Annotated in this window: 26 protein-coding genes; 9 read left to right on the top strand and 17 right to left on the bottom strand. The window is 31.3% G+C overall.

Going from position 1 to position 21,781, the window contains the following annotated elements:
- Nucleotides 1-78 precede the first annotated feature (78 nt).
- Complete coding sequence (locus SOI86_RS07100; protein ID WP_320681137.1) at nt 79-996, top strand: YihY/virulence factor BrkB family protein; 918 nt, start codon at nt 79-81, stop codon at nt 994-996.
- Between the two features lie 8 nt (nt 997-1,004).
- Nucleotides 1,005-1,346, top strand: coding sequence for a hypothetical protein (locus SOI86_RS07095; RefSeq protein ID WP_320681136.1), 342 nt, complete (start codon nt 1,005-1,007; stop codon nt 1,344-1,346).
- 3 nt (nt 1,347-1,349) lie between these two features.
- Here the strand turns inward: SOI86_RS07095 and SOI86_RS07090 are convergent, their stop codons facing one another.
- The 3 genes from SOI86_RS07090 to SOI86_RS07080 all read right to left on the bottom strand — a co-directional run bounded on the left by SOI86_RS07090 (nt 1,350) and on the right by SOI86_RS07080 (nt 2,239).
- The gene (locus tag SOI86_RS07090) at nt 1,350-1,496 is read right to left on the bottom strand and encodes a high light inducible protein (RefSeq protein WP_320681135.1); all 147 of its coding nucleotides are present in this window, start codon (nt 1,494-1,496) and stop codon (nt 1,350-1,352) included.
- A 69-nt stretch (nt 1,497-1,565) separates the two neighbouring features.
- Nucleotides 1,566-1,949, bottom strand: a complete 384-nt coding sequence (locus SOI86_RS07085) for a hypothetical protein (protein ID WP_320681134.1) — start codon at nt 1,947-1,949, stop codon at nt 1,566-1,568.
- Nucleotides 1,950-1,975: 26 nt separating this feature from the next.
- On the bottom strand, nt 1,976-2,239 hold the full coding sequence (locus tag SOI86_RS07080; RefSeq protein ID WP_320681133.1) for a DUF2973 domain-containing protein: 264 nt from the start codon (nt 2,237-2,239) through the stop codon (nt 1,976-1,978).
- 224 nt (nt 2,240-2,463) lie between these two features.
- Between SOI86_RS07080 and SOI86_RS07075 the strand changes: the two genes are divergently transcribed.
- Nucleotides 2,464-3,531, top strand: a complete 1,068-nt coding sequence (locus SOI86_RS07075; protein ID WP_414477943.1) for a trypsin-like peptidase domain-containing protein — start codon at nt 2,464-2,466, stop codon at nt 3,529-3,531.
- 11 nt (nt 3,532-3,542) lie between these two features.
- Here SOI86_RS07075 and SOI86_RS07070 read toward each other — a convergent pair whose 3' ends face one another.
- Nucleotides 3,543-3,686, bottom strand: a complete 144-nt coding sequence (locus tag SOI86_RS07070) for a hypothetical protein (RefSeq protein WP_320681131.1) — start codon at nt 3,684-3,686, stop codon at nt 3,543-3,545.
- A 161-nt stretch (nt 3,687-3,847) separates the two neighbouring features.
- On the bottom strand, nt 3,848-5,458 hold the full coding sequence (gene abc-f, locus SOI86_RS07065) for a ribosomal protection-like ABC-F family protein (protein WP_320681130.1): 1,611 nt from the start codon (nt 5,456-5,458) through the stop codon (nt 3,848-3,850).
- 72 nt (nt 5,459-5,530) lie between these two features.
- On the opposite strand from abc-f, the gene SOI86_RS07060 reads away from it, so the two are divergent.
- Nucleotides 5,531-5,707: a hypothetical protein gene (locus SOI86_RS07060; RefSeq protein ID WP_320681129.1), complete on the top strand. Its 177-nt coding sequence runs from the start codon at nt 5,531-5,533 to the stop codon at nt 5,705-5,707.
- On the opposite strand, the gene SOI86_RS07055 is transcribed toward SOI86_RS07060, so the two are convergent.
- Together SOI86_RS07055 and SOI86_RS07050 are read right to left on the bottom strand one after the other, a co-directional pair.
- Entirely contained in the window at nt 5,685-5,915 is a 231-nt protein-coding gene (locus SOI86_RS07055) for a hypothetical protein (protein WP_320681128.1), read from the bottom strand. The two genes, SOI86_RS07060 and SOI86_RS07055, sit on opposite strands and share 23 nt — an antisense overlap.
- A gap of 35 nt (nt 5,916-5,950) precedes the next feature.
- A complete protein-coding gene (locus SOI86_RS07050) occupies nt 5,951-6,289 on the bottom strand; it encodes a hypothetical protein (protein WP_320681127.1) in 339 nt (112 codons plus the stop codon).
- Between the two features lie 118 nt (nt 6,290-6,407).
- Between SOI86_RS07050 and SOI86_RS07045 the strand changes: the two genes are divergently transcribed.
- Nucleotides 6,408-6,710, top strand: a complete 303-nt coding sequence (locus tag SOI86_RS07045; protein ID WP_320681126.1) for a ribbon-helix-helix domain-containing protein — start codon at nt 6,408-6,410, stop codon at nt 6,708-6,710.
- A 6-nt stretch (nt 6,711-6,716) separates the two neighbouring features.
- Here the strand turns inward: SOI86_RS07045 and SOI86_RS07040 are convergent, their stop codons facing one another.
- The 4 genes from SOI86_RS07040 to SOI86_RS07025 are packed head-to-tail and all read right to left on the bottom strand — an operon-like array spanning nt 6,717 to nt 11,900.
- Nucleotides 6,717-7,421 carry a TrkA family potassium uptake protein gene (locus SOI86_RS07040; RefSeq protein ID WP_320681125.1) on the bottom strand — a complete coding sequence of 235 codons (705 nt, stop codon included), beginning with the start codon at nt 7,419-7,421 and terminating at the stop codon, nt 6,717-6,719.
- Nucleotides 7,422-7,439: 18 nt separating this feature from the next.
- Nucleotides 7,440-8,843, bottom strand: a complete 1,404-nt coding sequence (locus SOI86_RS07035; protein WP_320681124.1) for a potassium transporter TrkG — start codon at nt 8,841-8,843, stop codon at nt 7,440-7,442.
- Nucleotides 8,844-8,848: 5 nt separating this feature from the next.
- The gene (locus SOI86_RS07030; RefSeq protein ID WP_320681123.1) at nt 8,849-10,657 is read right to left on the bottom strand and encodes an SLC13 family permease; all 1,809 of its coding nucleotides are present in this window, start codon (nt 10,655-10,657) and stop codon (nt 8,849-8,851) included.
- 49 nt (nt 10,658-10,706) lie between these two features.
- The gene (locus SOI86_RS07025; RefSeq protein WP_320681122.1) at nt 10,707-11,900 is read right to left on the bottom strand and encodes an NAD(P)/FAD-dependent oxidoreductase; all 1,194 of its coding nucleotides are present in this window, start codon (nt 11,898-11,900) and stop codon (nt 10,707-10,709) included.
- A 95-nt stretch (nt 11,901-11,995) separates the two neighbouring features.
- Between SOI86_RS07025 and SOI86_RS07020 the strand changes: the two genes are divergently transcribed.
- Nucleotides 11,996-12,718 carry a phosphoadenylyl-sulfate reductase gene (locus tag SOI86_RS07020; RefSeq protein ID WP_320681121.1) on the top strand — a complete coding sequence of 241 codons (723 nt, stop codon included), beginning with the start codon at nt 11,996-11,998 and terminating at the stop codon, nt 12,716-12,718.
- A gap of 14 nt (nt 12,719-12,732) precedes the next feature.
- The gene (locus SOI86_RS07015) at nt 12,733-13,428 is read left to right on the top strand and encodes a type III pantothenate kinase (protein WP_320681120.1); all 696 of its coding nucleotides are present in this window, start codon (nt 12,733-12,735) and stop codon (nt 13,426-13,428) included.
- Here the strand turns inward: SOI86_RS07015 and bcp are convergent.
- The 6 genes from bcp to SOI86_RS06985 form a co-directional block, all read right to left on the bottom strand.
- Entirely contained in the window at nt 13,420-13,887 is a 468-nt protein-coding gene (bcp, locus tag SOI86_RS07010; RefSeq protein ID WP_320681119.1) for a thioredoxin-dependent thiol peroxidase, read from the bottom strand. The genes SOI86_RS07015 and bcp overlap by 9 nt on opposite strands.
- A 645-nt stretch (nt 13,888-14,532) precedes the next feature.
- Nucleotides 14,533-15,822 carry a replication-associated recombination protein A gene (locus SOI86_RS07005; protein WP_320681118.1) on the bottom strand — a complete coding sequence of 430 codons (1,290 nt, stop codon included), beginning with the start codon at nt 15,820-15,822 and terminating at the stop codon, nt 14,533-14,535.
- A gap of 33 nt (nt 15,823-15,855) precedes the next feature.
- The gene (locus tag SOI86_RS07000; RefSeq protein ID WP_320681117.1) at nt 15,856-17,493 is read right to left on the bottom strand and encodes an alpha-D-glucose phosphate-specific phosphoglucomutase; all 1,638 of its coding nucleotides are present in this window, start codon (nt 17,491-17,493) and stop codon (nt 15,856-15,858) included.
- Nucleotides 17,494-17,527: 34 nt separating this feature from the next.
- Complete coding sequence (locus tag SOI86_RS06995) at nt 17,528-17,698, bottom strand: hypothetical protein (RefSeq protein WP_320681116.1); 171 nt, start codon at nt 17,696-17,698, stop codon at nt 17,528-17,530.
- Nucleotides 17,699-17,710: 12 nt separating this feature from the next.
- A complete protein-coding gene (locus tag SOI86_RS06990; RefSeq protein WP_320682512.1) occupies nt 17,711-18,811 on the bottom strand; it encodes a DUF4912 domain-containing protein in 1,101 nt (366 codons plus the stop codon).
- 269 nt (nt 18,812-19,080) lie between these two features.
- Nucleotides 19,081-19,434 (bottom strand): hypothetical protein, encoded by a 354-nt coding sequence (locus SOI86_RS06985; RefSeq protein WP_320681115.1) that lies wholly within the window; start codon nt 19,432-19,434, stop codon nt 19,081-19,083.
- A gap of 95 nt (nt 19,435-19,529) precedes the next feature.
- Here SOI86_RS06985 and sufB point away from each other — a divergent pair, with 95 nt between their 5' ends.
- Together sufB and sufC are read left to right on the top strand one after the other, a co-directional pair.
- Nucleotides 19,530-20,972, top strand: coding sequence for a Fe-S cluster assembly protein SufB (gene sufB / locus SOI86_RS06980; RefSeq protein WP_320681114.1), 1,443 nt, complete (start codon nt 19,530-19,532; stop codon nt 20,970-20,972).
- A gap of 21 nt (nt 20,973-20,993) precedes the next feature.
- Nucleotides 20,994-21,779: a Fe-S cluster assembly ATPase SufC gene (gene sufC, locus SOI86_RS06975; protein ID WP_320681113.1), complete on the top strand. Its 786-nt coding sequence runs from the start codon at nt 20,994-20,996 to the stop codon at nt 21,777-21,779.
- The last annotated feature ends 2 nt before the right edge of the window (nt 21,780-21,781 follow it).

Genomic DNA, 21,781 nt, shown 5'->3' with positions numbered 1-21,781 from the left:
ATCAATAATTGCTTGAAAACTTTCTTAATTGGATACAATAAAAAAATACATTAAGACAAATATTTGAAGAAAATAAATATGCAGCACAGCTTAACCTGGGTTCTGAAAAGTTTGTGGGGAGCTTGTGAGAGATGGAGCAAATCTGATTGTATTGATTTAAGCGCTGCATTTGCTTATTACACATTACAATCATTTTTTCCTATTCTTCTAATTTCTCTTTCAATAGCATCGTGGTTTCTAGGAAAACAAGAAGGATTAGATCAACAAATAATTTCCATTGCTGCTCAGCTTTTACCTCCTTCAGTAGTTGAATTAGTAGAAACAACATTAATTAATTTAATAGATCAAGGTTTTGGAGCAGGAATTCTAGGTGCTATGTTTTTGCTTTTTACAGCAGGAAATGCATATTTATCTCTCCAAAGAGGTTCAGATAGGCTATGGGAGGACGAACTTCCCTCTAAAAAAGTAAATGCTGCTTGGAGGGAGCAAGCTTCGAGGTTTCTCCGAAATAGAATTGAAGCTTTTTTAATAGTTTTCTTTATAGGTTTCTTAATGGTATTAGATCAGATTAGCGCGAATCTTAGAATGATCCCAAGTAATGTTTTAGAAAATCTTTCAAAATCTAATAATTTAATTTCTCATTTATTGCTAAAGTTACCGCTATTACAAGTTGGTCAATTTGCAATACCATTAATTGGATTCTCTTTGATGGCTCTTTTGTTACAAGCGCTCTTACCTAGTAGAAAAGTTCCTTTGAGACCACTCTTGCCAGGATCTTTTCTAATTGGAATTGGCCTAACGACATTAAACCTGGCAGTAAGTAAAAGTATTCTCTCACTTGGCGCAAGATTCCAGGCATATGGTTTTATTGGAGGTTTTCTAGTACTTACTTTGTGGGTCTGGCTACTAGGAGTAATTTTATATTTTGGACAGTCTTGGAGCGTTGTTATTGCTAGAATGTCCCTAGTAAATAATAGAAGACATACGAGATACTAGTAACTAAAATGAATTATTTTCTTAAAGCTAATAAGAATTTACTTACTTATTCGTTAATCATAATGATAATTATTCCTATTTTTGGAATTAATTTTGTTTTAAGCCTTGTAAGTAATATCCTATTAATTTTATTTCTAATTCCTATTTTGTTATTACTGTTAGTTTTTATAGGTTTTAACTATTACAAATCAAAAATCTCTACATGTAATAATTGTGGTGCAATATCCCTAGGTTTAAGTGAAACCTGCACGAATTGTGGTGCAGATTTAGAAAATATTAGTCAAAGAAATCAATTCAATAAAAGGCCTAGTGAGAGTACTATAGAAGTTAAGGCAGAAGAAATAAAATAAAAACTAACCTATTCCAATTTGTCTAAGGATACTTTGTCCAGTTATTAATTCAGTACCAAGACCAATTAAAATACCCATCATGGCCATACGACCATTCCAAGTTTCAGCAAAATTCACAAAGCCAAATCTAGTTTGATTTTCATCAGTCATAATTAACTACTCTATTTACTTAATTATTTTAACGTTATGAGGAAGAATTTATGATAAATAATAAATTAATTATTTAACATGTCTAATACCATCAACAGGTCGATACTCATCTCCAGTTAATTCCTCATATATAATCGCGGGCAATCCTGTATCAAACATTGTTTGCAAAGCTTCCTTTAACATAGGATTCCAACCACCAGTGCTTACTTTTCCATGTCTTACTGTCCAATCCCAAGTTCCTTGAAGATCTCTAGGTATTCTGCCTTCTCTATCTCTTCGGGCTACCAAGTCTAAAGATTCTACTAAACCAACAATGATTGGCTTTTTGCCATAAGAAGGAGTTAGGCTTAATTCAAGCCTAACAGGATCTTCTTTAATCATTTTTAAACGAAACCTTGGTGGCAACTTAAGAGATCTTATTACTGCTGAGACAATTTTAGTTCTTAATTCCAATTGTTTTTACCTTAAATTTAATTCAATTAATCATTTGTTGAACCCTTTTCTTCTAAGGAAGAATCATTATCATTTGAAAATCTAACAGTTAGTAGTTCCTCTTCTGTTATATTACCTGCATTATCAAGCAATTCAGGATGAATTGTGTATTTTTTTTGTTTGAAGTTCGAGATATTGGAACGTTTTTTTTCTATCCCAGATATTCCCCATCCATTAGACATCACTCTAAAAGCTTTCCACACCAGATAAGTAAGGGCTGCAGAATATATGATTGGAAATAGAATACTCATCAAACTTATAAATAAATTAGTAGTAAGAACTATATAATAACCCGAAAAAAAGAAAATTAGCTATTTTAATTTAATAAGTTTTTCTCATAACTAAATTTTTTTTTTAAAATAGTTATTATTTAAACTAAAAAAATATTGTGTATCAGAACTATTCAGAAAACATAAAAAAATTAAGATTGAAAAGCTTAAGCCACAAGAAATTATTACTCTCTTCATTAATTACAATGGGTATCTTTTGCCCATCAAAAATAATATCCCAACCATTAATTAATACAAGATTTAATGATACTAATAAATATTCCACCAAATCTTTCATAACTAAAGCTGTAGAAAAAACTGGCTCTTCTGTAGTAACAATTGAGACTCAAAGATATGTTAAAAAAAGAAAATTTCCAAACGATCATAAACTATTTTTCGACCCATATTTTGAAAGATTTTTTGGATTAGATTTACCTAACAACAATCAACCAAGAATAGAACAAAGCCAAGGAAGTGGTTTTATATTTGCAGACGGACTTGTAATGACAAATGCTCATGTCGTAAATAGATCCAATAGTGTGATTGTTGGTTTAACCAACGGCAAAAAATTGAAAGGTAAACTAATAGGGCAAGACTTTTTTACCGATTTGGCTGTGCTTAAGATTGAAGGAAAAGGCCCTTGGCCAAAAGCACAATTAGGAGATTCAACAAAAATTAAAGTTGGGGATTGGGCAATCGCAGTAGGAAATCCATTCGGCCTTGAAAATACAGTTACGCTTGGCATTATTAGTAATCTAAAAAGAAACGTCACTCAATTAGGTATATACGATAAAAAACTTGAGCTTATTCAAACTGACGCTGCCATTAACCCTGGAAATTCTGGAGGTCCACTATTAAATAGCAGTGGAGAAGTAATTGGTATTAATACCTTGATCAGATCAGGTCCAGGAGCAGGTTTAAGTTTTGCAATTCCAATCAATAGAGCAAAGGAAATTGCCTATCAACTAATAAATAATGGCAAAGCGATTCATCCTATGATTGGAATAAGCCTGATAGATGACAGTAATTTTGAAACAAATAAAAATGTTGTAAAAGTTGGTTATATAGTCCCGAATAGTCCAGCGGAAAAAAGTGGAATTATGATAGATGACATCATTATAAAAGTGGGTAATAAAGAAATCGAAACCGCTTCAGACGTAATAAGTGAAATAAGTAAAAATGGTATTAATAAGCAAATAAATATTTTATTAAAACGTAGAAATAAATTTATTGGAATTAAAGTAATACCAACTGATATTACTAATCTACAATAAAATTAAATATTTCAATTATCGTATTGTTTAAGTATTTCCACACACCTAGAAATACAATTTCCATCTTTTATATCACAGCTAGAAATGCATTCAAAATAATTTTCAATAGGATCAGAAATTAGCAACTTTTTTTTCTTCAAATCATAATTTTTCATATCAATTATTAAAAACTTATTTTTGTATTTTTAAGATTAAACAATAAAAGGAAACTATGTAAAGATAAATGAGTGATCTTGCCTAGCTAAATGTAAACTTTGTTAAAAGTAAACGTCATTTTCGTAAAAGAATTATTTTTTAATTACTAATTTTTTGTAATTTATCTTTTTTCTAAAAAATATTCGTAATTACCATTATATGAAAATAACTTTGAATCTTTAATTTCAATAATTCGATTTGCAACTTTTGAAATAAAATATCGGTCATGAGAAATTATTAATAATGAACCTTTATAATTCTTAATTGCTAATTCTAAATTCTCTTTAGATTGCAAATCTAAATGATTAGTTGGTTCATCCAATAGCAGAAAATTACTTGGATTCATAATCATAAGAGCCAATGCTAATCTTGCCTTTTCTCCCCCACTAAGTTGCTTAATATATTTAAAAACAGTTTCATTTTGAAAACCAAAACCTCCTAAAAATGTTCTTACTTGTTTTTGAGACCATTCTGGTGATTTATTACATATTAAATCAATAACCTTTTCCTCAAGTGCAAGTGCTTCAGCCTGGTTCTGTTCATAATAGCTGGTAATTATATTATGTTTACCAAAATTAATTTCCCCAATTTCAGGAGATATTTTTTTCATAATAATTTTGAATAATGTAGATTTACCGCATCCATTAGGTCCTAATATTGCTATTTTCTCCCCGGAAGAAATCTTTAAATTCACATCTAAAAAAAGAATTTTATCCTCATAACTATGAGACAAATTTTTGATATTTAGAACTAATTTTCCTGAGCGAGGACACTCAGAAAAACGAAAAGCAGGACTTTTTGATTTTGCTCTAGGAGCCTCAATTTTAGAAATCTTTTTTAATTGTTTTTCTCTGCTCTTGGCTTGAGAACTTCTAGTTGCACTAGCTCTAAATCTTTCTATATACTTCTTCTGTATTTCAATTTCTTTTTGCTGTAATTGATATGCTTTATTTTGTGATTCTTCATTTAAAGATTTCTGTTCAACAAAAAAAGAATAATTCCCATTATATATTTCAGATATTCCCCTATCTATAAAAATTATTTTTTTACATAATTTGTCTAAAAAATATCTATCATGGCTAATTATAATAATTGCAATCTTAAGCGAAGATAGATATTCTTCTAGCCAGAAGATAGTATCTAAATCTAAATGATTAGTTGGTTCATCAAGTAAAAGTAAATCTGGTTTTTGTAAGATTATTTTTCCTAGAGCAACTTTCATCTGCCAACCACCTGAAAAATTTCCAATTAATTTATCAGCATCTTCGATAGAAAAACCCAATTTTGGTAATATTTTTTCTACATCAGATTTCATTTTATAACCACCTAAAGCTTCAAATTCTGCTTGATATTTTGCGAGTTGATTTACTAATATTTCAAGTTCATCGGAATCTTTTTTTATATCCAATAATTTCATTTTATTCTCAATTTCTAAAAGTTTAAAAGCAACAACTTGTATATCTTTGAAAGAACTTTCTAATTCCTCTCTCACTGAAACATTCAAGTTACAATCAAACTCCTGTTTTAAATGAGCAATTTTAGGATTTCCCTCTTTGATGATCGTCCCACTTGTTTGATCTTCCTCTCCAATTAAAATCTTAAATTGGGTTGATTTACCTGCCCCATTTGAACCAACTAAGCCAACTTTTTCACCTTTCTTAATCTCCCAATTAATATTTTTTAAAACAACATCTGTAGAGTATATTTTGCTTATATCTTCGAATCTAATCACTGTTTTAAAAATAGAATTTACAAAATTTTAGGCTTATTAACTAAAAAATATTTTGTGGAATAAAATTGAATTATGAAAAGAATAGAACAAATTGTAGTGATTTTTATAGCTGCAGCTCTTGCAATTCCAAGTTACTGGTTTTTTTGGACTTTAGCAGGTGGAGGTGGATACAACAAAAGAATAAAACCAATGTCGAATCAAAACAATAATTATTCGAAGCCTTTGCCTAAAGACCTCCTCGAGCCTTAACTAACCACATTTTAGTTGCTTCATCGTCAATAGTACTCAAATATTCAATAACCTCTTCTTTAGTGACAGCAATATTTAACTCTTTACCAATATCGCATATTTTTTCTAAGGCTTTTTTGGGATTAGTCAAGGCTGTCATAAACAAACTTTGTTTCTTTTTGGAGTCTTTTGCTATTAACTTATAGAGCTTTTCGGCATTACTGGACATGTTTTTAAAAATCTATTTATTAATAGACTATTACTTTAAGCTACATTTTGTTCATTATATTTATTAACAGATAAATCATTATCTGTATCTTTTATTTCTTTTGCTGATGCATCTGCCATGCTTCTTGCGTCTAAACATAACACCTTTCTTAGTTTGGCAAAGTTAGCTGCATGAGATTTTCTACCATCTTTTTGCGCATAATACTCAGACTGTTGAAGAATATGGTGTAGATGAGTTAACAAATATGGACTAATTACCGCTGATACCAAAACATCACTATTATCATTATCGTTATAGTCAGGATTAACTAATCTTTTTTTCTTTTTATCAATTATCGACCTTTTAGGTGAATCAAGTTTTCTTGAATTTTTCATGGGGCAATAAAAACAATTAATTGATAAGGACATATGTTTCCATACTAATAATATACACAAAGATAGTATCCTTGACTAACTGTGTATACTAATAAGTAACAGTTATCCACTTTGACTCATGGCTACCCGTCAAAATTCAACAAATGGGAAGCCAAAATCCCCTAGAATACAAGTAGTTCTTCCAGAATTAGTATGTGAGCAACTAACTATCTTAGCAAGTAATGAATCTAGGACAGTTAGTAATATGGCAAAAGTTTTAATACAAGAAGGCATAAAAAAATATTTCGAGAAAGAGGGCAAATCACTGGTCTCAGAACATAATTTAAATACAGATAAATTTAGAGACGAACTTGAAAAGCAAAGCGTCAGAAGATTAAAAAAAGCTCCTCAAAGGATTAGATACTATAAAAAATCTGATTAAGAATAATTAATTTTGGGGTAATTTCTGTAAATCTGCAGTTTTTCCCATAACTACCAAAATATTTCCTCTTTCCAAAATATATTTTGCGGGAGGATTAACTGTTAACTCTTCAGCTGGTCCAGCTGCAAGAACATTGACTAAATAATTTTTCCTCAAATTTAAATCTCTCAAAGATCTTCCAATAAATTCCTCTGGAACAGTTATTTCATCTATACCAGTTTGGTTATCTAGTTCCAATCTTTCAATTAGATTTGGTCTAACTAGTTCTAAACCTAATCTTTCTCCTTGCATTCTTGAAGGGAAGACAACTTTATCTGCACCTACCCTTTTTAACATTTTCTCGTGAAGGTCACTCGTAGCTCTAGCTATTACTCTTTTCACTTTGCTACCTTCACTATCCTTAGCAATAAGTGTTGTAGTTATACTAGCTTCAATAGGTTCACTTATACCTACTACAACAGTATTCATTTCAAGAATTCCAGATTCTTTCATAGACTCTTCATCAGTACAATCTACAACTCTAGCTTCTATCGACGGTTCCAATTGTCTCAAATCATCAATAGCTTTTTCCGAATAATCTGCAGCCAAAACATCTGCACCGTTACTTATAAGTTCTCTACAAACAGCTGTTCCAAATCTGCCAACACCAACGACTGCAAAAGTTAGAGCTTCTTTTTCTCTATTTTGAGACCACTGCCACCAATCAGCCATAATAAAACTCAGTCAATCCTATACATAAAGATCAGCCCTAGGATAGCCAATCCTCTTTTGTCTATCTATTCTACTCTTATAAAGAGCCTGCCAAAGTGCACTCAATAGCAAAAGAATACCAAGTCTGCCCACAAACATACCGATAATAAGAATAAATTGCCCAAAATGATTTAATTTTGCAGTTAATCCAATATCAAAGCCAACTGTTGCAAATGCAGATATGCAAGTGAACAGAATTTCTAGGAATGTGAAAGATTCTTTCTTAACAAAAGTATTAGTTGTACTTAGCAGCATTGCCATTAAAAGAACGAAAAGCAATGATCCTACTGTGATTCCAACTGCCTTTAAAATAACCTTATCTGAAATTAATCTATTGCTAATAATTACATCTTTCTGACCTCTTAAAGTTGATCTAGTTGCGGCCATTAAAGCAATAAATGTAGTCGTTTTTATTCCTCCTCCAGTACCTCCTGTACTTGCTCCAATAAACATTAGCGTCATTAATAACAAGAGCCCTGTATCTGAGATAGAGTTCAAGGAGATCGGGTAATTTGTAAAGCCAGCAGTTCTTGCACTCACTGTTTCAAAGATTGATGATATTAACCTTTCAAACAAATTCAAATCATTGAAAAATTGACTATTTAGCAATGATTCAGTTATAAAGAATCCTAATGACCCGAATAATATTAGAGACAAACTTGTCCTAATAACTAGTCTAGAATGAAGGCTCAATTTTTTATATGAAAGATTTTTTTTATTACTCCAAATATCATCAATAACCCGCCATCCCAGTCCACCCATCACAATGAGAAAAACAAACACACTATTAACCAAAAAATTTGTTCTATAGTCTTGGAGACTATTTGACCATAAAGAAAAACCTGCATTGTTATATGCAGAGATGCTGTGAAAAATGGAGGACCAAAGTCTTTCCCAATTATTTTGAATATCTACAAATCCAAAAGAATATAAAATAGTTGCCCCAAAAGATATGATACAAGTTGCAGTAATAGCAATGCTTTGAAAAGTTCGACCAATTCCTCCAACACCAAATTCATCTAGAGTCTTTCCTTTGTCTAACCTAGTTCTAAGCTTTGTCCCCTTTACAACAAAACCTTGTAAAAATGTCGTAATAGCCATTAATCCTAGACCACCTGATAAAAGCAAAAAAGCCAAGAAAACTTGACCAAAGAAATTTAAATCAACACCAATATCTATTATGCTTAAGCCAGTAACGGTTATAGCAGAAGTAGATGTAAAAAATGCTTCCCACAAACCAACCTTTGAAGATGAACATAAAGGGGAACTCAAAATTAAAGTTCCAAAAAAAATAATACATAACCCCGTAACAATAGTAAATTGAGGTACAGATAGTTTTCTGTAAGCATCTTTTAACTGATAAACAATATTTGTGAATTTCACTTTATTTATCTGAAATTTAAAATTATTAATGCTGGTACTGTAAAAGACATTATAAGTGTTAATCCAGCTCCGTATTTTGCAATATCAAAAAATCTATATCTTCCTGGCCCGTAAACCATTAAATTTGTTTGATAACCCATTGGAGTCAAGAAAGATTGACTTGCACCGAATAAAACAAGCATTATTAAAGCTCCAGGCGAAATACCTAAAACATTTGACAATTCAATAGCAACAGGCAAAATCAACGCAACCGAAGCAGCATTACTAATAAATTGGGTAAGGATAACGGTCGATATAAAAATTATGACTAGTGCAAAATACATAGGCATCCCATTGAGAACAAAATTGAGATTTAGTGCAATTAAATCTGCTAATCCTGTGACTTGCATAGCAACACTAAAACATGATAAAGAACCCAGCAATAAAATAACGTCTAACCTAATTGATTTTTGTATTTCTGCAGGTCTTAAACATCCAAAAGCAACCATTGCAATAACTGCTAAAAGCACTGACCCTACTAATGGAACATTTGTAAAAGAGGGCAAAAGCACCATTCCTATTGCAATGGCAATCGATATAGGTTTTTTTATCAAGACAGGTAAATCATCTTCGAATTGATCTAAAATAAGCAAATCATTACTAGCCTGCAAACCTCTTATTGAGTCTAAAGGAGCTTGCAATAATAGAACATCTCCAGCCCTTAAAACAGCTTGACCTAATCTCTCTTGAACAGTTTGCTGACCTCTTCTCAGTGCCAAAACTGTTGCATTATGACGCTGCCTGAATCTTAATTCTCTCAAACTTGCACCAGCGAGAGTTGACCCAGCCGGTAACAAAGCTTCAAAAGTTTTAGTACCTTCATCATCAGAAAAAATATTAGTTCCTCCAAAAGATCTTTTATTCTCTCCTAACAAAATTGTATGTTCTTGTTGCAGTCTGAATAAATCTGCTCTTGTTACACGAATTATCAATCTATCATCCGGTTCAATCTTTCTATCCGCCAGAGGAGGGAGAATAACTTTTCCATTTCGCTGCAACTCGAGAACGTCAACATCAAATCGTCTTTGCAATCTACTATTCCTAACAGATTGGCCAACTAGTTCTGATTCAGAGGGAATAGTAACTTCAGTAAAGTAAACATTCATGTCACCATTCTTAATAAAATCTTTGTCTCTTCCTCTATCTGGCAAAAGCATGTCAGAAACTAAAATCATGTAGGTTGTACCTATGAGCCACACAGGAATTCCAATTGAAGTCAAACTAAATAACTCTAAAGCTCCATAACCTAATTGCTGACTAATATCACTTACAAGAAGATTTACTGAGCTACCTAATAATGTCAAAGTTCCACCTAATAAGGTAGCAAAAGAAAGAGGTAACAATACTTTAGATGGTGAAATATTTCTCCGCTCACACCAACCTTCTACTAGAGGTAATAATGAAGCCACTACTGGTGTATTAGGTACAATTCCAGATATTGGAGCAATCAAAAAAGCTATTAATGAAATTAATTTCCTTGGCGTTCTAATACTTTCAGAAGAAATCAATTCTCTTACTCTGTCTAAGGCACCACTTTTAAATAATGCAGAAGAAACTGCAAATAAACCCATAAGAGTGATTAAGGATGGGCTTCCAAAGCCAGCTAAAGCTTTGTCAGGGGGCAGAACCCCTGTAGCAATAAATATTCCAACACATAATAAACCAGTCAATTCTGGTGCAATGGTATTTTTGATAAACAAAATTATTGACATTATTAAAACCACTACCGTTATGAAGGCATCAAAATTATTACTAGCAACTGTAATTAAATTCATATCAAACTTATTTAACTAAATATACCTAAAAACAATATTGCAAAAAAGTTTAATTAAAATTATTTTTCTTTAAAAATTTCTTAAAAATAGATTTCTTTTGGAATATCCATGAGGATGCAGATTTTAAGCTTTCATTAATATCAGGCAACTTGGAGGCATATATTAGTCTTCTTGCCTCAAAAGCTAATTTCCCCGACAAAGTAATTCCAATTGCGGCAATTGAAGCCTCCCCTATGCCTAAACTAATCATTTCACCATTGTCTTGAAATTCAAATGGCAAAGGATCTTTTTCTTGAAATAATAGTTCCAGATTTTTAGCGAGATGTTTTCCTTCCTGCATAGCAACCTGAGCTGTTAAGGGTAAATCCTCCATCCCTTCAATGATTGAAATATCTCCAATAGCAAAACAGTTGTTCTGATTTTCTATTTGCAAATTTTTATTAACTAAAATTCTTCCATATTTTCTTTTTATTTCATCAGTTTCCAAATAAGACAAATTAGCCGTAACACCTGCATTCCAAATAACAATGTCTTTATCCAAAGAAGTTATTCCACCCTCACTAGAAATACTAATTTTGCTTTCTGAGACTTCTTTAACTGTGGAATTCAAAAGAACATTAATTTTTCTTTTTTCTAATGCTCTCTCTGCTTGTTCTCTATTAAAAATTTTGTTTCTATTAAGAATTTCATTTGATTTTTCTATCACATTTATCTCAAATTGGTCTTTAAATATATCTTTAATTTTGCATGCCAACTCAATGCCAGAGGGACCACCCCCAACTATGAATAACTTTTTATGATAGGAAGTTTTTTGTGATTTTTTTAAAACAGATTTTAATTTATTGAGATCATTAAGATCATTAAAAAAATAACAATTTTCACCTACACCTTTTATTAAAAAACTATTTGGAATAGATCCTGTACAAATCACAAGATATTGATAACTTAATTTTAATTCGTCACTAAATTCAAGAATATTATCTTTGAAGGAAATTTTTGTTAAACAATTTTTTAAAAAAGTTATACCTGCATCAGAAAAAATATTAGCAAATTTTGGTGTGGCTTCCCAAATACTTATTTCTTTACTTAAAACTTCATACATTAAAGGTTTAAATATAAAGTTGGATGCAGAATCCACTACAACAATCGGTAAGGAAGGATTAAGATTCTTTAAATTCAAAGCAACTGTCATACCTGCAAAACCTGCCCCAACTATTACTATTGGTTTTTGTATTGATTTCATTAGCGAAATATTGTTATGCATAAATGTATTATTAAACTATACGAATAATTTTAAAATTGAGCGAAATAACATTAATCTCATAACCAACCTGAAGAATGATTGAAAACATCCACAAAGATATTCAACCTAAATTAAGGAAATACAATGAAGAGCTAGTAGATATGACTCCTCACGAAATGCTGATATGGGGTTATAAAGAGTTTGATAATCAATTTGCAATTACAACAAGTTTTGGTATACAGTCCTCAGTCCTTCTAAATATGGTCAATCAATTATGTCTGCAAAGAAAAATCAAAATATTTTGGATAGATACAGGTTACTTACCTCCAGAAACATACCATTACGCCGAAAAGCTTATTAACGAATTGTCCTTAGAAATAAAAGTTCTGCAAAGTGAATTATCCCCAGCAAGAATGGAAGCTATACACGGAAAACTGTGGGAAACCAATAAAACAAGTGATTTAGATAAGTATCATGAATTAAGAAAGATAAAACCTTTAGAAAAAGGTCTAGGCAAATATAATGTTCAATGCTGGGCAAGTGGTGTTAGATCAAGTCAAACAGAAAATAGAAACAAAATGAAATTCCTTGATGTAATTCGAGGAAGACTTTCTTTAAGGCCTTTATTAAATTGGACAAATAAAGATATTTTTTACTACATGGAAGAAAATAAGTTACCTGCTCATCCACTGTTTAGTAAAGGTTATTCTACTGTAGGAGATTGGCACTCCAGTAATCCTGATGGCATGGATAAAAAAGGTAGAGCTACAAGATTTGGGGGGATTAAACAAGAATGTGGATTACACACTAATAATTAAATTGATCATAAAAAATGGTCTCAGATACAAATTTTTTATTAGTTGGCAATAGTAGGCTTCATTGGGCTAAGTATTCTCATAATCAATATAAATTCTTCCATACCCAAAAAGAGTATAAAATTCCAGAAAATTTAGATCTTCATCAGTTAATTTGGGCCTCTGTAGGAAAATTACCTAATTTCTTGCTGAAAGAAGAAAATGAAATAAAAACTAAAGATATTAAGTTATCAAATCTCCCTGATTATTTTGGAGTTGATAGAGCTCTTGCCTGTCTTGCAGCTTTAAAAATTATTGAAAACCCTTTAAAAAAAGATTTGCTAATTGCAGACTTTGGAACAATATTATCAATAACAAAACTAAATTCAAATGGATCTATCATAGGTGGTCAATTAATTCCAGGCTTTCTAACACAATTAAAATCAATGGAACAAAATACAAAAAATCTCAAAATTCCCAAAAATTATAATATTCCAACAAAAGATTTTTTAATTAATACAGAAGAAGCAATTTTAAAAGGAGTTTTCAACTCGCTTACAGGAGTTATTAATAGTTCATTTAACCCACTCACGGATATCTTGATAACCTGTGGAGGAGACTCACAATTTCTCACAAAATATTTAAAAACTAAGAAAAAAAATATTATCAATGTTCCCAATTTAGTTATGGAAGGACTAATTATTCACCACCTATCTCTCAAAAAGTTACTTTAAGCCTAGGTCTGCGATTATATGATCAGCCATTATTGCGGCTTTTACCTTTAAGTAAATTTTTTCGATTTTACCATCAGTATCAATCAAAAATGTATTTCTCATCATTCCCATATATTCTTTTCCCATAAATTTCTTAAGCCCATAGCTATCGTAATCAGTAGAAACTTTAAAAGGTTCAGAATCAGTTAAAAGAATAAAAGGTAAGTTAAATTTTTCTATAAACTTCTGATGAGAAACAGCATTATCTTTACTAATACCAAGCACAATTATGTTATTTTTCTGGAGCAAATCCCAGTTTTCTTTAAAATTGCAAGCCTCCTTAGTACATCCTGGAGTATTATCTTTTGGATAAAAATATAGTATTATTCTTTTACCTTGAAAATCACTGAGAGATACTTCGTTCTCGTAAGAATCTTTTAATTTAAATTCTGGTGCTTTGTCACCAACCTTAAGAGCCATTGCAATTATTAATAAGTATGAATATAAAATACCAAAAATTTGGTTTTATGAGTTTAAAGGTGTACAAGACGTAGCAACAATAGAAGAAATTAAAACTGCAAAAAATTTTCAGATTTAAGATCAAAAAAATTATAGAATCTAGAACTTACTTAAGAAAATCATTATCAACACTTATTGATTTAGATCCATTACAAATTCCTATAAATGCAAATCCTTGAGAGCCTCCAGGACTACCTCCAAACCTTGGAATCATAAGCTTAAGTCATCGCAAAGATGCGATAATCATACCTTGACAAAAAAACAAAATAGACATTGATATTCAAAGTAAAAATAGAAATTTTAATCATATAAATTTTGCAAAAAAATACTTTTTCAAGCAAATCATTAAGCCCATAAGAAAAAATTGACAAAAACTATGATTTTGAATCAATCATGTGCTGTTTAAACAACAATAAAATGGGATCATAGAAAATTATATAAAGACATCAAACATTGGCAATATTCTGAAAAGCCTAAAAAGTTAATCCATAAGAAAAAAATTACATTTAAATTAGTTTCAAATTAATTTCTAAATTGAACTATAGAATTAGCATACTTAGAACAAACTTCTCTGGATTCTGAGACTATTTGTTGTTCGAAAAATTTTTAGTTTTCTTTTCTTTTGCGTAATTCGTCATATTTACTTTTCTCCCATCCATTATTATTTGGTTCCCATATTTTTAAACCTCTTAAAGATTTAGGAAGATATTCTTGTCCGAACCAATTTCCTGGATAATTATGAGGATTGACATAACTATTAGAATTATTTTTTAAATGAAGTGGAACATCAAAAGCATTGGTGGATTTGATTGTTTCAATTGCTTTAAAAATACTTTTCGTACTATTACTTTTTGGAGAAATAGCTAAATATAAAGAAGCCTGCGTTAAAAAATATAACCCTTCTGGAAAACCAACTCTATCAAAAGCATCACAACAGGATTGTACAACTACTATGGCATTAGGATCAGCTATTCCAATATCTTCACTGGCAGATATAAGTAGTCTTCTAAAAATAAAATTAGGATCTTCACCAGCCTCCAGCATATTCGCAAGCCAGAATAAAGTTGCATCTGGATCAGAACCTCTTATGGACTTAATAAAGGCACTTATTACATCGTAATGATTTTGACCATTTTTATCGTAAACAATATTTTTCTTTTGTAGTGCATCCTCTGCTATTGAAAGATTAATATTAATTTCTTTCGTATCATTTTCAGAAGTTGTTTCTATGGCCATCTCTAGAGCATTGATTAATGTCCTTGCGTCTCCACCAGAAAAGTTAATTAAATGACTTATAGCATCTTGAGTTAAATAAACCTTTTTTGAATTTTTTTGTTTTGAATAGTGAGTAATGACTTTTTGTATTATTTTCTGCAAATCATTTTCTGCCAAAGGCAGTAATGTAAAAATACGAGACCTGCTAACAAGAGCTTTATTAACAGCAAAAAAAGGGTTTTCAGTTGTAGCACCAATAAAAGTTATAGTTCCATTTTCTATTGAAGGTAATAAAGCATCTTGCTGAACTGATGTAAATCTATGAACCTCATCGATAAATAAAATTGTTTTTCTTTTTGAATTTATTAATCTATCTTTTGCATTAGCGATTTCATTTCTTAATTCTTTAACACTTGATAATACTGCATTTAACTTAATTAATTTTGACCGCGTATTAAAAGAAATAATTTCAATGAGAGTAGTTTTTCCAACTCCCGGAGGGCCAGAAAAAATAAAATTACTAATCTTATCGTTTAATATTGCACTTCTTAAAAGCGAATTCTCATTCAGGATTGGTTGTTGACCAAAAAAATCTTCCAAATTCTTTGGTCTTAATTTATCTGCCAAAGGTGCATTGTTTTCTATTTGAGAATAATTAGTAAATAAACTTTCTGAATGCATATAAATAAAATCAAAAAATCATTACTTTCAATTCTATGTAATTACTGTAGGAGTTTCCATTTGAGTAAGTTTTGAAATGTTCAATAAAGCATCTAAATCATCTATTAGAGGTTTCAAAGCGATCTGAGGATTTAACGAAAGATTCTGTTGGGGATCGAAAAATTTCTCAAAGTAAAGTCTTAATGTTGCACCTTTAGTTCCAGTTCCAGAAAGGCGCACAATTACTCGAGAATTATCATCAAGGACCAATCTTAAACCTTGATTTTCACTTATGGAATTGTCAACGGGATCTAAATATGAAAAATTATCTGCAACTTTAACTAAATGGCCAGCAAAACTATTTCCTTTTAAATTTTCGAGCATAGAAGTTAGATTACCAAAGATTTGATTAGCAATATTTGAGGGAATTGCCTCATAATCATGTCTTGAATAATAATTCCTACCAAATTGTTTCCAATGATTCTGCATCAAATCAGTTACCGAACATTTTTTCTCAGCTAAAACTTGTAGCCAATACAAAACTGCCCATAGTCCATCTTTCTCTCTCACATGATTACTACCTGTTCCGAAACTTTCTTCTCCACATAAAGTAATTAAATTAGAATCTAAAAGATTTCCAAAAAACTTCCAGCCAGTAGGTGTCTCGAAACAGGGTATATTTAATGCTCGAGCAACATTATCAACCGCTGAGCTGGTTGGCATGGATCTTGCTACACCTGTAATACCATCTTTATAACCAGGGACACATTTTGTGTTAGCAGTGAGAACTGCAAGGCTATCACTAGGATTTACAAAACATCCACTTCCTAAAATCATATTCCTATCTCCATCTCCATCGCATGCAGCACCAAAACTATAAGATTTTTTATTTAATAACAAATCAGCCAAGTGGGATGCATAAGTAAGATTAGGATCAGGATGCAAACCTCCAAAATCTTTTAACGGGTTACCATTCATGACACAATCAGGAGCAAGACCCATTTTTTCAACAAAAATATTTTTTGCATATGGGCCTGTAACCGCATTCATTGCATCAAAGATTAACGAGAAGTCTTTTTTTAAAAAATCACTAATTTGATCAAAGTCAAAAATTTTTTCCATCAAATTAGAATAATCTGTTAATCCATCAATAATTTCTAAGGTAGTTTCACCATAAGGATAAGTTCCATATTCACTAAAATCAGGTAATTGAATTTTGCAAATTTTATAACTAGTTAGTAATTGTGAAGCCTTGAAAATCTTATTAGTAATTATCTCAGGAGCTGGGCCACCATTAGAGATATTCAATTTCACTCCAAAGTCGCCATCTATGCCACCTGGATTATGGCTCGCAGAAAGAATAATTCCACCAATAGCGCATTCTTTTCTGATTAAATGTGATGTCGCAGGAGTAGATAATAAACCGTATTTTGGAACAATAACCTTTTTAACTTTATGAGCAATGCATATTTGTACAATTTTTTCTATTGCTTCAACATTGCCATATCTACCATCACCACCAACTACTAATGTTGAACCTTTTAAATCTTCTAATGATTGTAAGATTGCTTCAATAAAAACTTCTAGATAATGTTCTTCCTGAAACTTTAAAGTACTTTTTCTTAATCCAGAAGTGCCTGGTTTTTGATCTAAGAAAGGAGAATTGATATTTATTACATTTACTTCAGTCATACTTTTATGAGAAACTTGAAAAAATCTAACTAATTTAATGAGGCATTTCGGATGTTCTTAACATAGCGATAAACCACAAGGAAGATATCAATAATGCACTTAGAATTCCAAGGTTTATACCAACTTTAGAAATCGTAATGGGAACTATAATTGGTAAAGTTAATGCTCCAAATAAAGGTGTAAAAGCTATAATTTTTTTCAACATTAATTTAATTGATTAAAACCATTCTTTCTCAGCATTATCTTTTTCATTAGTATCGTCAAGTGGAGTAGTTCTATCAAATTTCATTGATATGCTTTTTTCTTGGTCACCAGATGAATCTTTAGCTTGTATATCGTATTTTTGAGTCCCATCTCTAAATGGAACTTGAATTCTAAAAGTGCCATCTGCAGCAAGGGGAACTTCTTCTCCACCAATGGTTAATTTCGCAGAAGGTTCAGTGGCTCCATAAACAATTAATTCAGCATCAGCAACAAGCCAAAAAGATCTATTTTTGACGATTCCACTTCCAGATTCATTTAAACCTGAAGACCATTTACCAGAACCAGATTCAGTCAGATTATCGTTTAGATTTTTTGAATTAACATTCTCCATAAATTCTTCGGAGCCAACTTTTCTTCTAAGAGGAATATTTGTTGCTGCTTGATATAACCTTTCGTGAATACCACTTGGCTCTATCTCTAAAGGATTTGAAATATCTGGAACTGTTTCAAAAGTTGAATCCAAATTAAAAGGAACGAATTTATCAAGAATTTGCTCAGATGGATGTGATCCTGGAACGTGACTAATTGATGAGAATGCCAATGACATCCAGTTAAAACCATATTTATACCCTAATTCAACCTTGTAGTCTCTATCTGCAAGTGGGATTGGCAAATACCACTCAGTACTATAACTATCAACTGCAATCTCCCTTAATGTGCCCTGATTTAAATTAGTGCCATCAGAACCAGAAGCATCGAATAATCGTAAACATAATTTATTTGCTCCCAAAGATTGTGCTTTTTCTCTGTCAGCATCAGAAATTTGCCAGAAAACGTATGCCCAATCGGGATCTCTGGGCAAGAAAACAACATTTGTTTTAAAGTCTTCACTTTTGCCGAAAGAATTGGACTCAAAGGTTTTTTCAGTAGTTTTCTGAGATATAATATTTTTTACTTTTTTTGTGGATTTTTCCTGATATTTAAGTATTAAATCAACCAAAACAGCTTTTGTTTTACGACTGTATAGAGGTACTGATAATTTACTTGCTTCTTGACGTAATTGTCTGAGGGTAAGTGAGAGTAATTGATCTTTATTCATGATCCCATCAGCCACTTTAAAATCTCCGTTTTTGTTTGGGATCAGTATGTTCTTTTTTTTTACTAAATGCGTGTCTTTTAGCCTTGTCGTCAGGATCCTCTGACTACTCAAAAACTAGAAAAATTTATATTTTCGGTCAAAACAGTTGCTATTAGTAGTATTTATAAATTTTCAGTAATCTTTTGAATGTTATTTAATTTTCTTTTTTTTTAAATTTTATTACCTGAGTTTGTTAACGACTCAACAAAAATATATTTTTTCTTCGGGATCAATTTAGGGATTTTTTAAGTTTGTTGAACTAGAAGTACTAAATCATCAATATCTAAATTCTCAATATCTTTACCTATTTTCTGAGAAAAAGTACTTAACTTTTTTGCAGTCAATTCTAATTGCTCATAAAAAAGTTTGCTAAATTTCTTATCATCAAATTTTCTGGATTGATTATCACACCATTCTTTCAGAGAATTTTCATCACTCGATTCAGAACGATTCTCTGCTGTTATGATTTTTAAAATTTGTAGACAATGAGCAAGTATTCTTAGATGATGTTTCTGCATTATTGGCAGATCTAAATGGTCAATTGCTTGAATTATTTGAATGTTTAAAGGGTTTGACAAAGGATCAAGTTGATTAGACATTAATTTTTAGTTTTAATAAAGGAAAAAAACTCAATATTGGGGGTATCTTTCGTTAGAGTATATAAGTTAATTGTAATAGGTTACTTTTTGATAACATGGTTAACGAAAATTTAGTTAAAGATGCAGTTAAGGAGCCTTACAAATATGGTTTCGTGACAGATATTGAAACTGAAAAAATTGCAAAGGGATTGAATGAAGACATTATTAGAATAATCTCAATTAAAAAAGAAGAGCCAGATTATCTACTAGATTTTAGACTAAAAGCCTTTAAAAAATGGCAAAAAATGAAGGAACCTAATTGGGCAGAATTAGGATATAAACAAATTGATTATCAAGATATAATTTATTACTCTGCTCCCAAACAAAACGAAAAAATTTCCAGTTTGGATGAAGTTGATCCCAAACTTCTTGAGACTTTTGACAAGCTAGGAATACCTCTTACTGAGCAAAAAAAACTAACCAATGTAGCCGTAGATGCTGTCTTTGATAGTGTTTCTATTGCGACAACATTTAGAGAGGAACTTGCTGAACATGGAGTTATATTTTGCTCAATAAGTGAAGCAGTAAAAACTCACTCAAATTTGATTGAGAAATATTTAGGTAGTGTAGTTCCAGCTAGTGATAATTATTTTGCAGCACTCAATTCTGCTGTTTTTAGTGATGGTTCGTTTGTTTATATCCCAAAAGGGGTTACCTGTCCTATGGACTTATCTTCGTACTTCAGAATTAATAGTGGAGATTCAGGACAATTTGAAAGAACACTAATTATTGCTGAAGAATCAAGTTCTGTAAGTTATTTAGAAGGTTGTACAGCCCCAATGTTCGACACAAATACTTTGCATGCTGCAGTTGTGGAACTTATAGCCCTAGACGATGCTTCAATAAAATACTCAACAGTACAAAATTGGTATGCCGGTGACGAAGAAGGTGTTGGTGGAATTTTTAATTTTGTCACCAAAAGAGGAAAATGTTTGGGCAAAAGAAGTAAAATTAGCTGGTCTCAAGTTGAAACAGGTTCTGCAATCACATGGAAATATCCTAGCTGTCTTCTTCTAGGTGAAGAATCTGTAGGAGAATTCTATTCAGTAGCACTCACCAATAATCTTCAACAAGCAGATACGGGCACAAAAATGATCCATATTGGTCCAAAAACCAAATCAACCATTGTTAGCAAAGGAATAAGTGCTGGCAATTCAATAAACAGCTACAGAGGTCTTGTCAAAATGGGGACTAAAGCTACTGGATCAAGAAATTACAGCCAATGTGATTCAATGTTAATAGGGGATCAAGCTTCTGCAAATACATTCCCCTATATCAAATCTCAACAACCCAATTCTGAAATTGAGCATGAAGCAAGCACATGTAGAATATCCGAAGATCAACTTTTTTATCTCCAAAGTAGGGGTATAGAATTTGAAGAGGCAATATCTATGATGGTCAGCGGTTTCTGTAGAGATGTATTTAATCAGTTACCTATGGAATTTGCCGCTGAAGCAGATAAGTTGCTAGCTCTTAAACTTGAGGGATCAGTAGGTTAATTAATCAATTTCTAAAGTGGAATGCAAAGTAACATGAAAGAATCAAATCCAATATTAGAAGTTCAGAATCTCTTTGCATCTACTGATAATCTTCCAATATTGAAGGGAGTTTCAATAAACGTCTATCCTGGAGAAATTCATGCCATTATGGGAAGAAATGGATGTGGTAAAAGTACTCTTTCAAAAATTATCGCAGGACATCCTTCATATCACATTACAAAAGGCGATATTAAATTTTCTGGTAAAACTATTAACTCTCTAGAACCTGAAGAAAGAGCTCAATCAGGAATTTTTCTTGGTTTCCAATATCCAATAGAAATTCCAGGTGTTAGTAATCTTGAGTTTCTTAGAGTCTCAACAAATGCTAGAAGAAAATTCCTTAAAAAAGAGGAATTAGATACTTTTGATTTTGAAGAATTAGTGAAAGAAAAATTGGAACTTGTAAAAATGGATAATACATTTCTATCAAGAAGCGTAAATCAAGGATTTTCCGGAGGTGAAAAGAAAAGAAACGAAATTCTGCAAATGGCATTACTTGAGCCCAAGATATCAATTTTAGATGAGACTGATTCTGGTCTAGATATTGATGCTCTTAGAATAGTCGCATCAGGAATTAAAAAAATAGCTAATCCACAGACTGGAATTATATTAATTACTCACTACCAAAGATTATTAGATGAAATTAAACCAGATTTTGTTCACGTTATGGCAGATGGAAAAATTATAAAAACTGGTGGAAGTGATCTTGCTTTAGAACTTGAAAAAAAAGGTTATGAATGGACTGACAACCTTATAAAAGAGACATAAAT

Origin of the sequence: Prochlorococcus sp. MIT 1314 (assembly GCF_034093315.1) — a bacterium.
Lineage (GTDB): Bacteria > Cyanobacteriota > Cyanobacteriia > PCC-6307 > Cyanobiaceae > Prochlorococcus_A > Prochlorococcus_A marinus_Y.
This window is presented reverse-complemented; position numbering and strand designations above follow the sequence as displayed.

Bases quoted from the DNA above. Each gene is read 5' to 3' on its own strand.
- SOI86_RS07100 (WP_320681137.1), top strand. From the start codon at position 79: ATGCAGCACAGCTTAACCTGGGTTCTGAAAAGTTTGTGGGGAGCTTGT.
- SOI86_RS07095 (WP_320681136.1), top strand. From the start codon at position 1,005: ATGAATTATTTTCTTAAAGCTAATAAGAATTTACTTACTTATTCGTTA.
- SOI86_RS07090 (WP_320681135.1), bottom strand. From the start codon at position 1,496: ATGACTGATGAAAATCAAACTAGATTTGGCTTTGTGAATTTTGCTGAA.
- SOI86_RS07080 (WP_320681133.1), bottom strand. From the start codon at position 2,239: ATGAGTATTCTATTTCCAATCATATATTCTGCAGCCCTTACTTATCTG.
- SOI86_RS07075 (WP_414477943.1), top strand. From the start codon at position 2,464: ATGGGTATCTTTTGCCCATCAAAAATAATATCCCAACCATTAATTAAT.
- SOI86_RS07070 (WP_320681131.1), bottom strand. From the start codon at position 3,686: ATGAAAAATTATGATTTGAAGAAAAAAAAGTTGCTAATTTCTGATCCT.
- SOI86_RS07060 (WP_320681129.1), top strand. From the start codon at position 5,531: ATGAAAAGAATAGAACAAATTGTAGTGATTTTTATAGCTGCAGCTCTT.
- SOI86_RS07055 (WP_320681128.1), bottom strand. From the start codon at position 5,915: ATGTCCAGTAATGCCGAAAAGCTCTATAAGTTAATAGCAAAAGACTCC.
- SOI86_RS07050 (WP_320681127.1), bottom strand. From the start codon at position 6,289: ATGAAAAATTCAAGAAAACTTGATTCACCTAAAAGGTCGATAATTGAT.
- SOI86_RS07045 (WP_320681126.1), top strand. From the start codon at position 6,408: ATGGCTACCCGTCAAAATTCAACAAATGGGAAGCCAAAATCCCCTAGA.
- SOI86_RS07040 (WP_320681125.1), bottom strand. From the start codon at position 7,421: ATGGCTGATTGGTGGCAGTGGTCTCAAAATAGAGAAAAAGAAGCTCTA.
- SOI86_RS07030 (WP_320681123.1), bottom strand. From the start codon at position 10,657: ATGAATTTAATTACAGTTGCTAGTAATAATTTTGATGCCTTCATAACG.
- SOI86_RS07025 (WP_320681122.1), bottom strand. From the start codon at position 11,900: ATGAAATCAATACAAAAACCAATAGTAATAGTTGGGGCAGGTTTTGCA.
- SOI86_RS07020 (WP_320681121.1), top strand. From the start codon at position 11,996: ATGATTGAAAACATCCACAAAGATATTCAACCTAAATTAAGGAAATAC.
- SOI86_RS07015 (WP_320681120.1), top strand. From the start codon at position 12,733: ATGGTCTCAGATACAAATTTTTTATTAGTTGGCAATAGTAGGCTTCAT.
- bcp (WP_320681119.1), bottom strand. From the start codon at position 13,887: ATGGCTCTTAAGGTTGGTGACAAAGCACCAGAATTTAAATTAAAAGAT.
- SOI86_RS07005 (WP_320681118.1), bottom strand. From the start codon at position 15,822: ATGCATTCAGAAAGTTTATTTACTAATTATTCTCAAATAGAAAACAAT.
- SOI86_RS07000 (WP_320681117.1), bottom strand. From the start codon at position 17,493: ATGACTGAAGTAAATGTAATAAATATCAATTCTCCTTTCTTAGATCAA.
- SOI86_RS06995 (WP_320681116.1), bottom strand. From the start codon at position 17,698: ATGTTGAAAAAAATTATAGCTTTTACACCTTTATTTGGAGCATTAACT.
- SOI86_RS06985 (WP_320681115.1), bottom strand. From the start codon at position 19,434: ATGTCTAATCAACTTGATCCTTTGTCAAACCCTTTAAACATTCAAATA.
- sufB (WP_320681114.1), top strand. From the start codon at position 19,530: ATGGTTAACGAAAATTTAGTTAAAGATGCAGTTAAGGAGCCTTACAAA.
- sufC (WP_320681113.1), top strand. From the start codon at position 20,994: ATGCAAAGTAACATGAAAGAATCAAATCCAATATTAGAAGTTCAGAAT.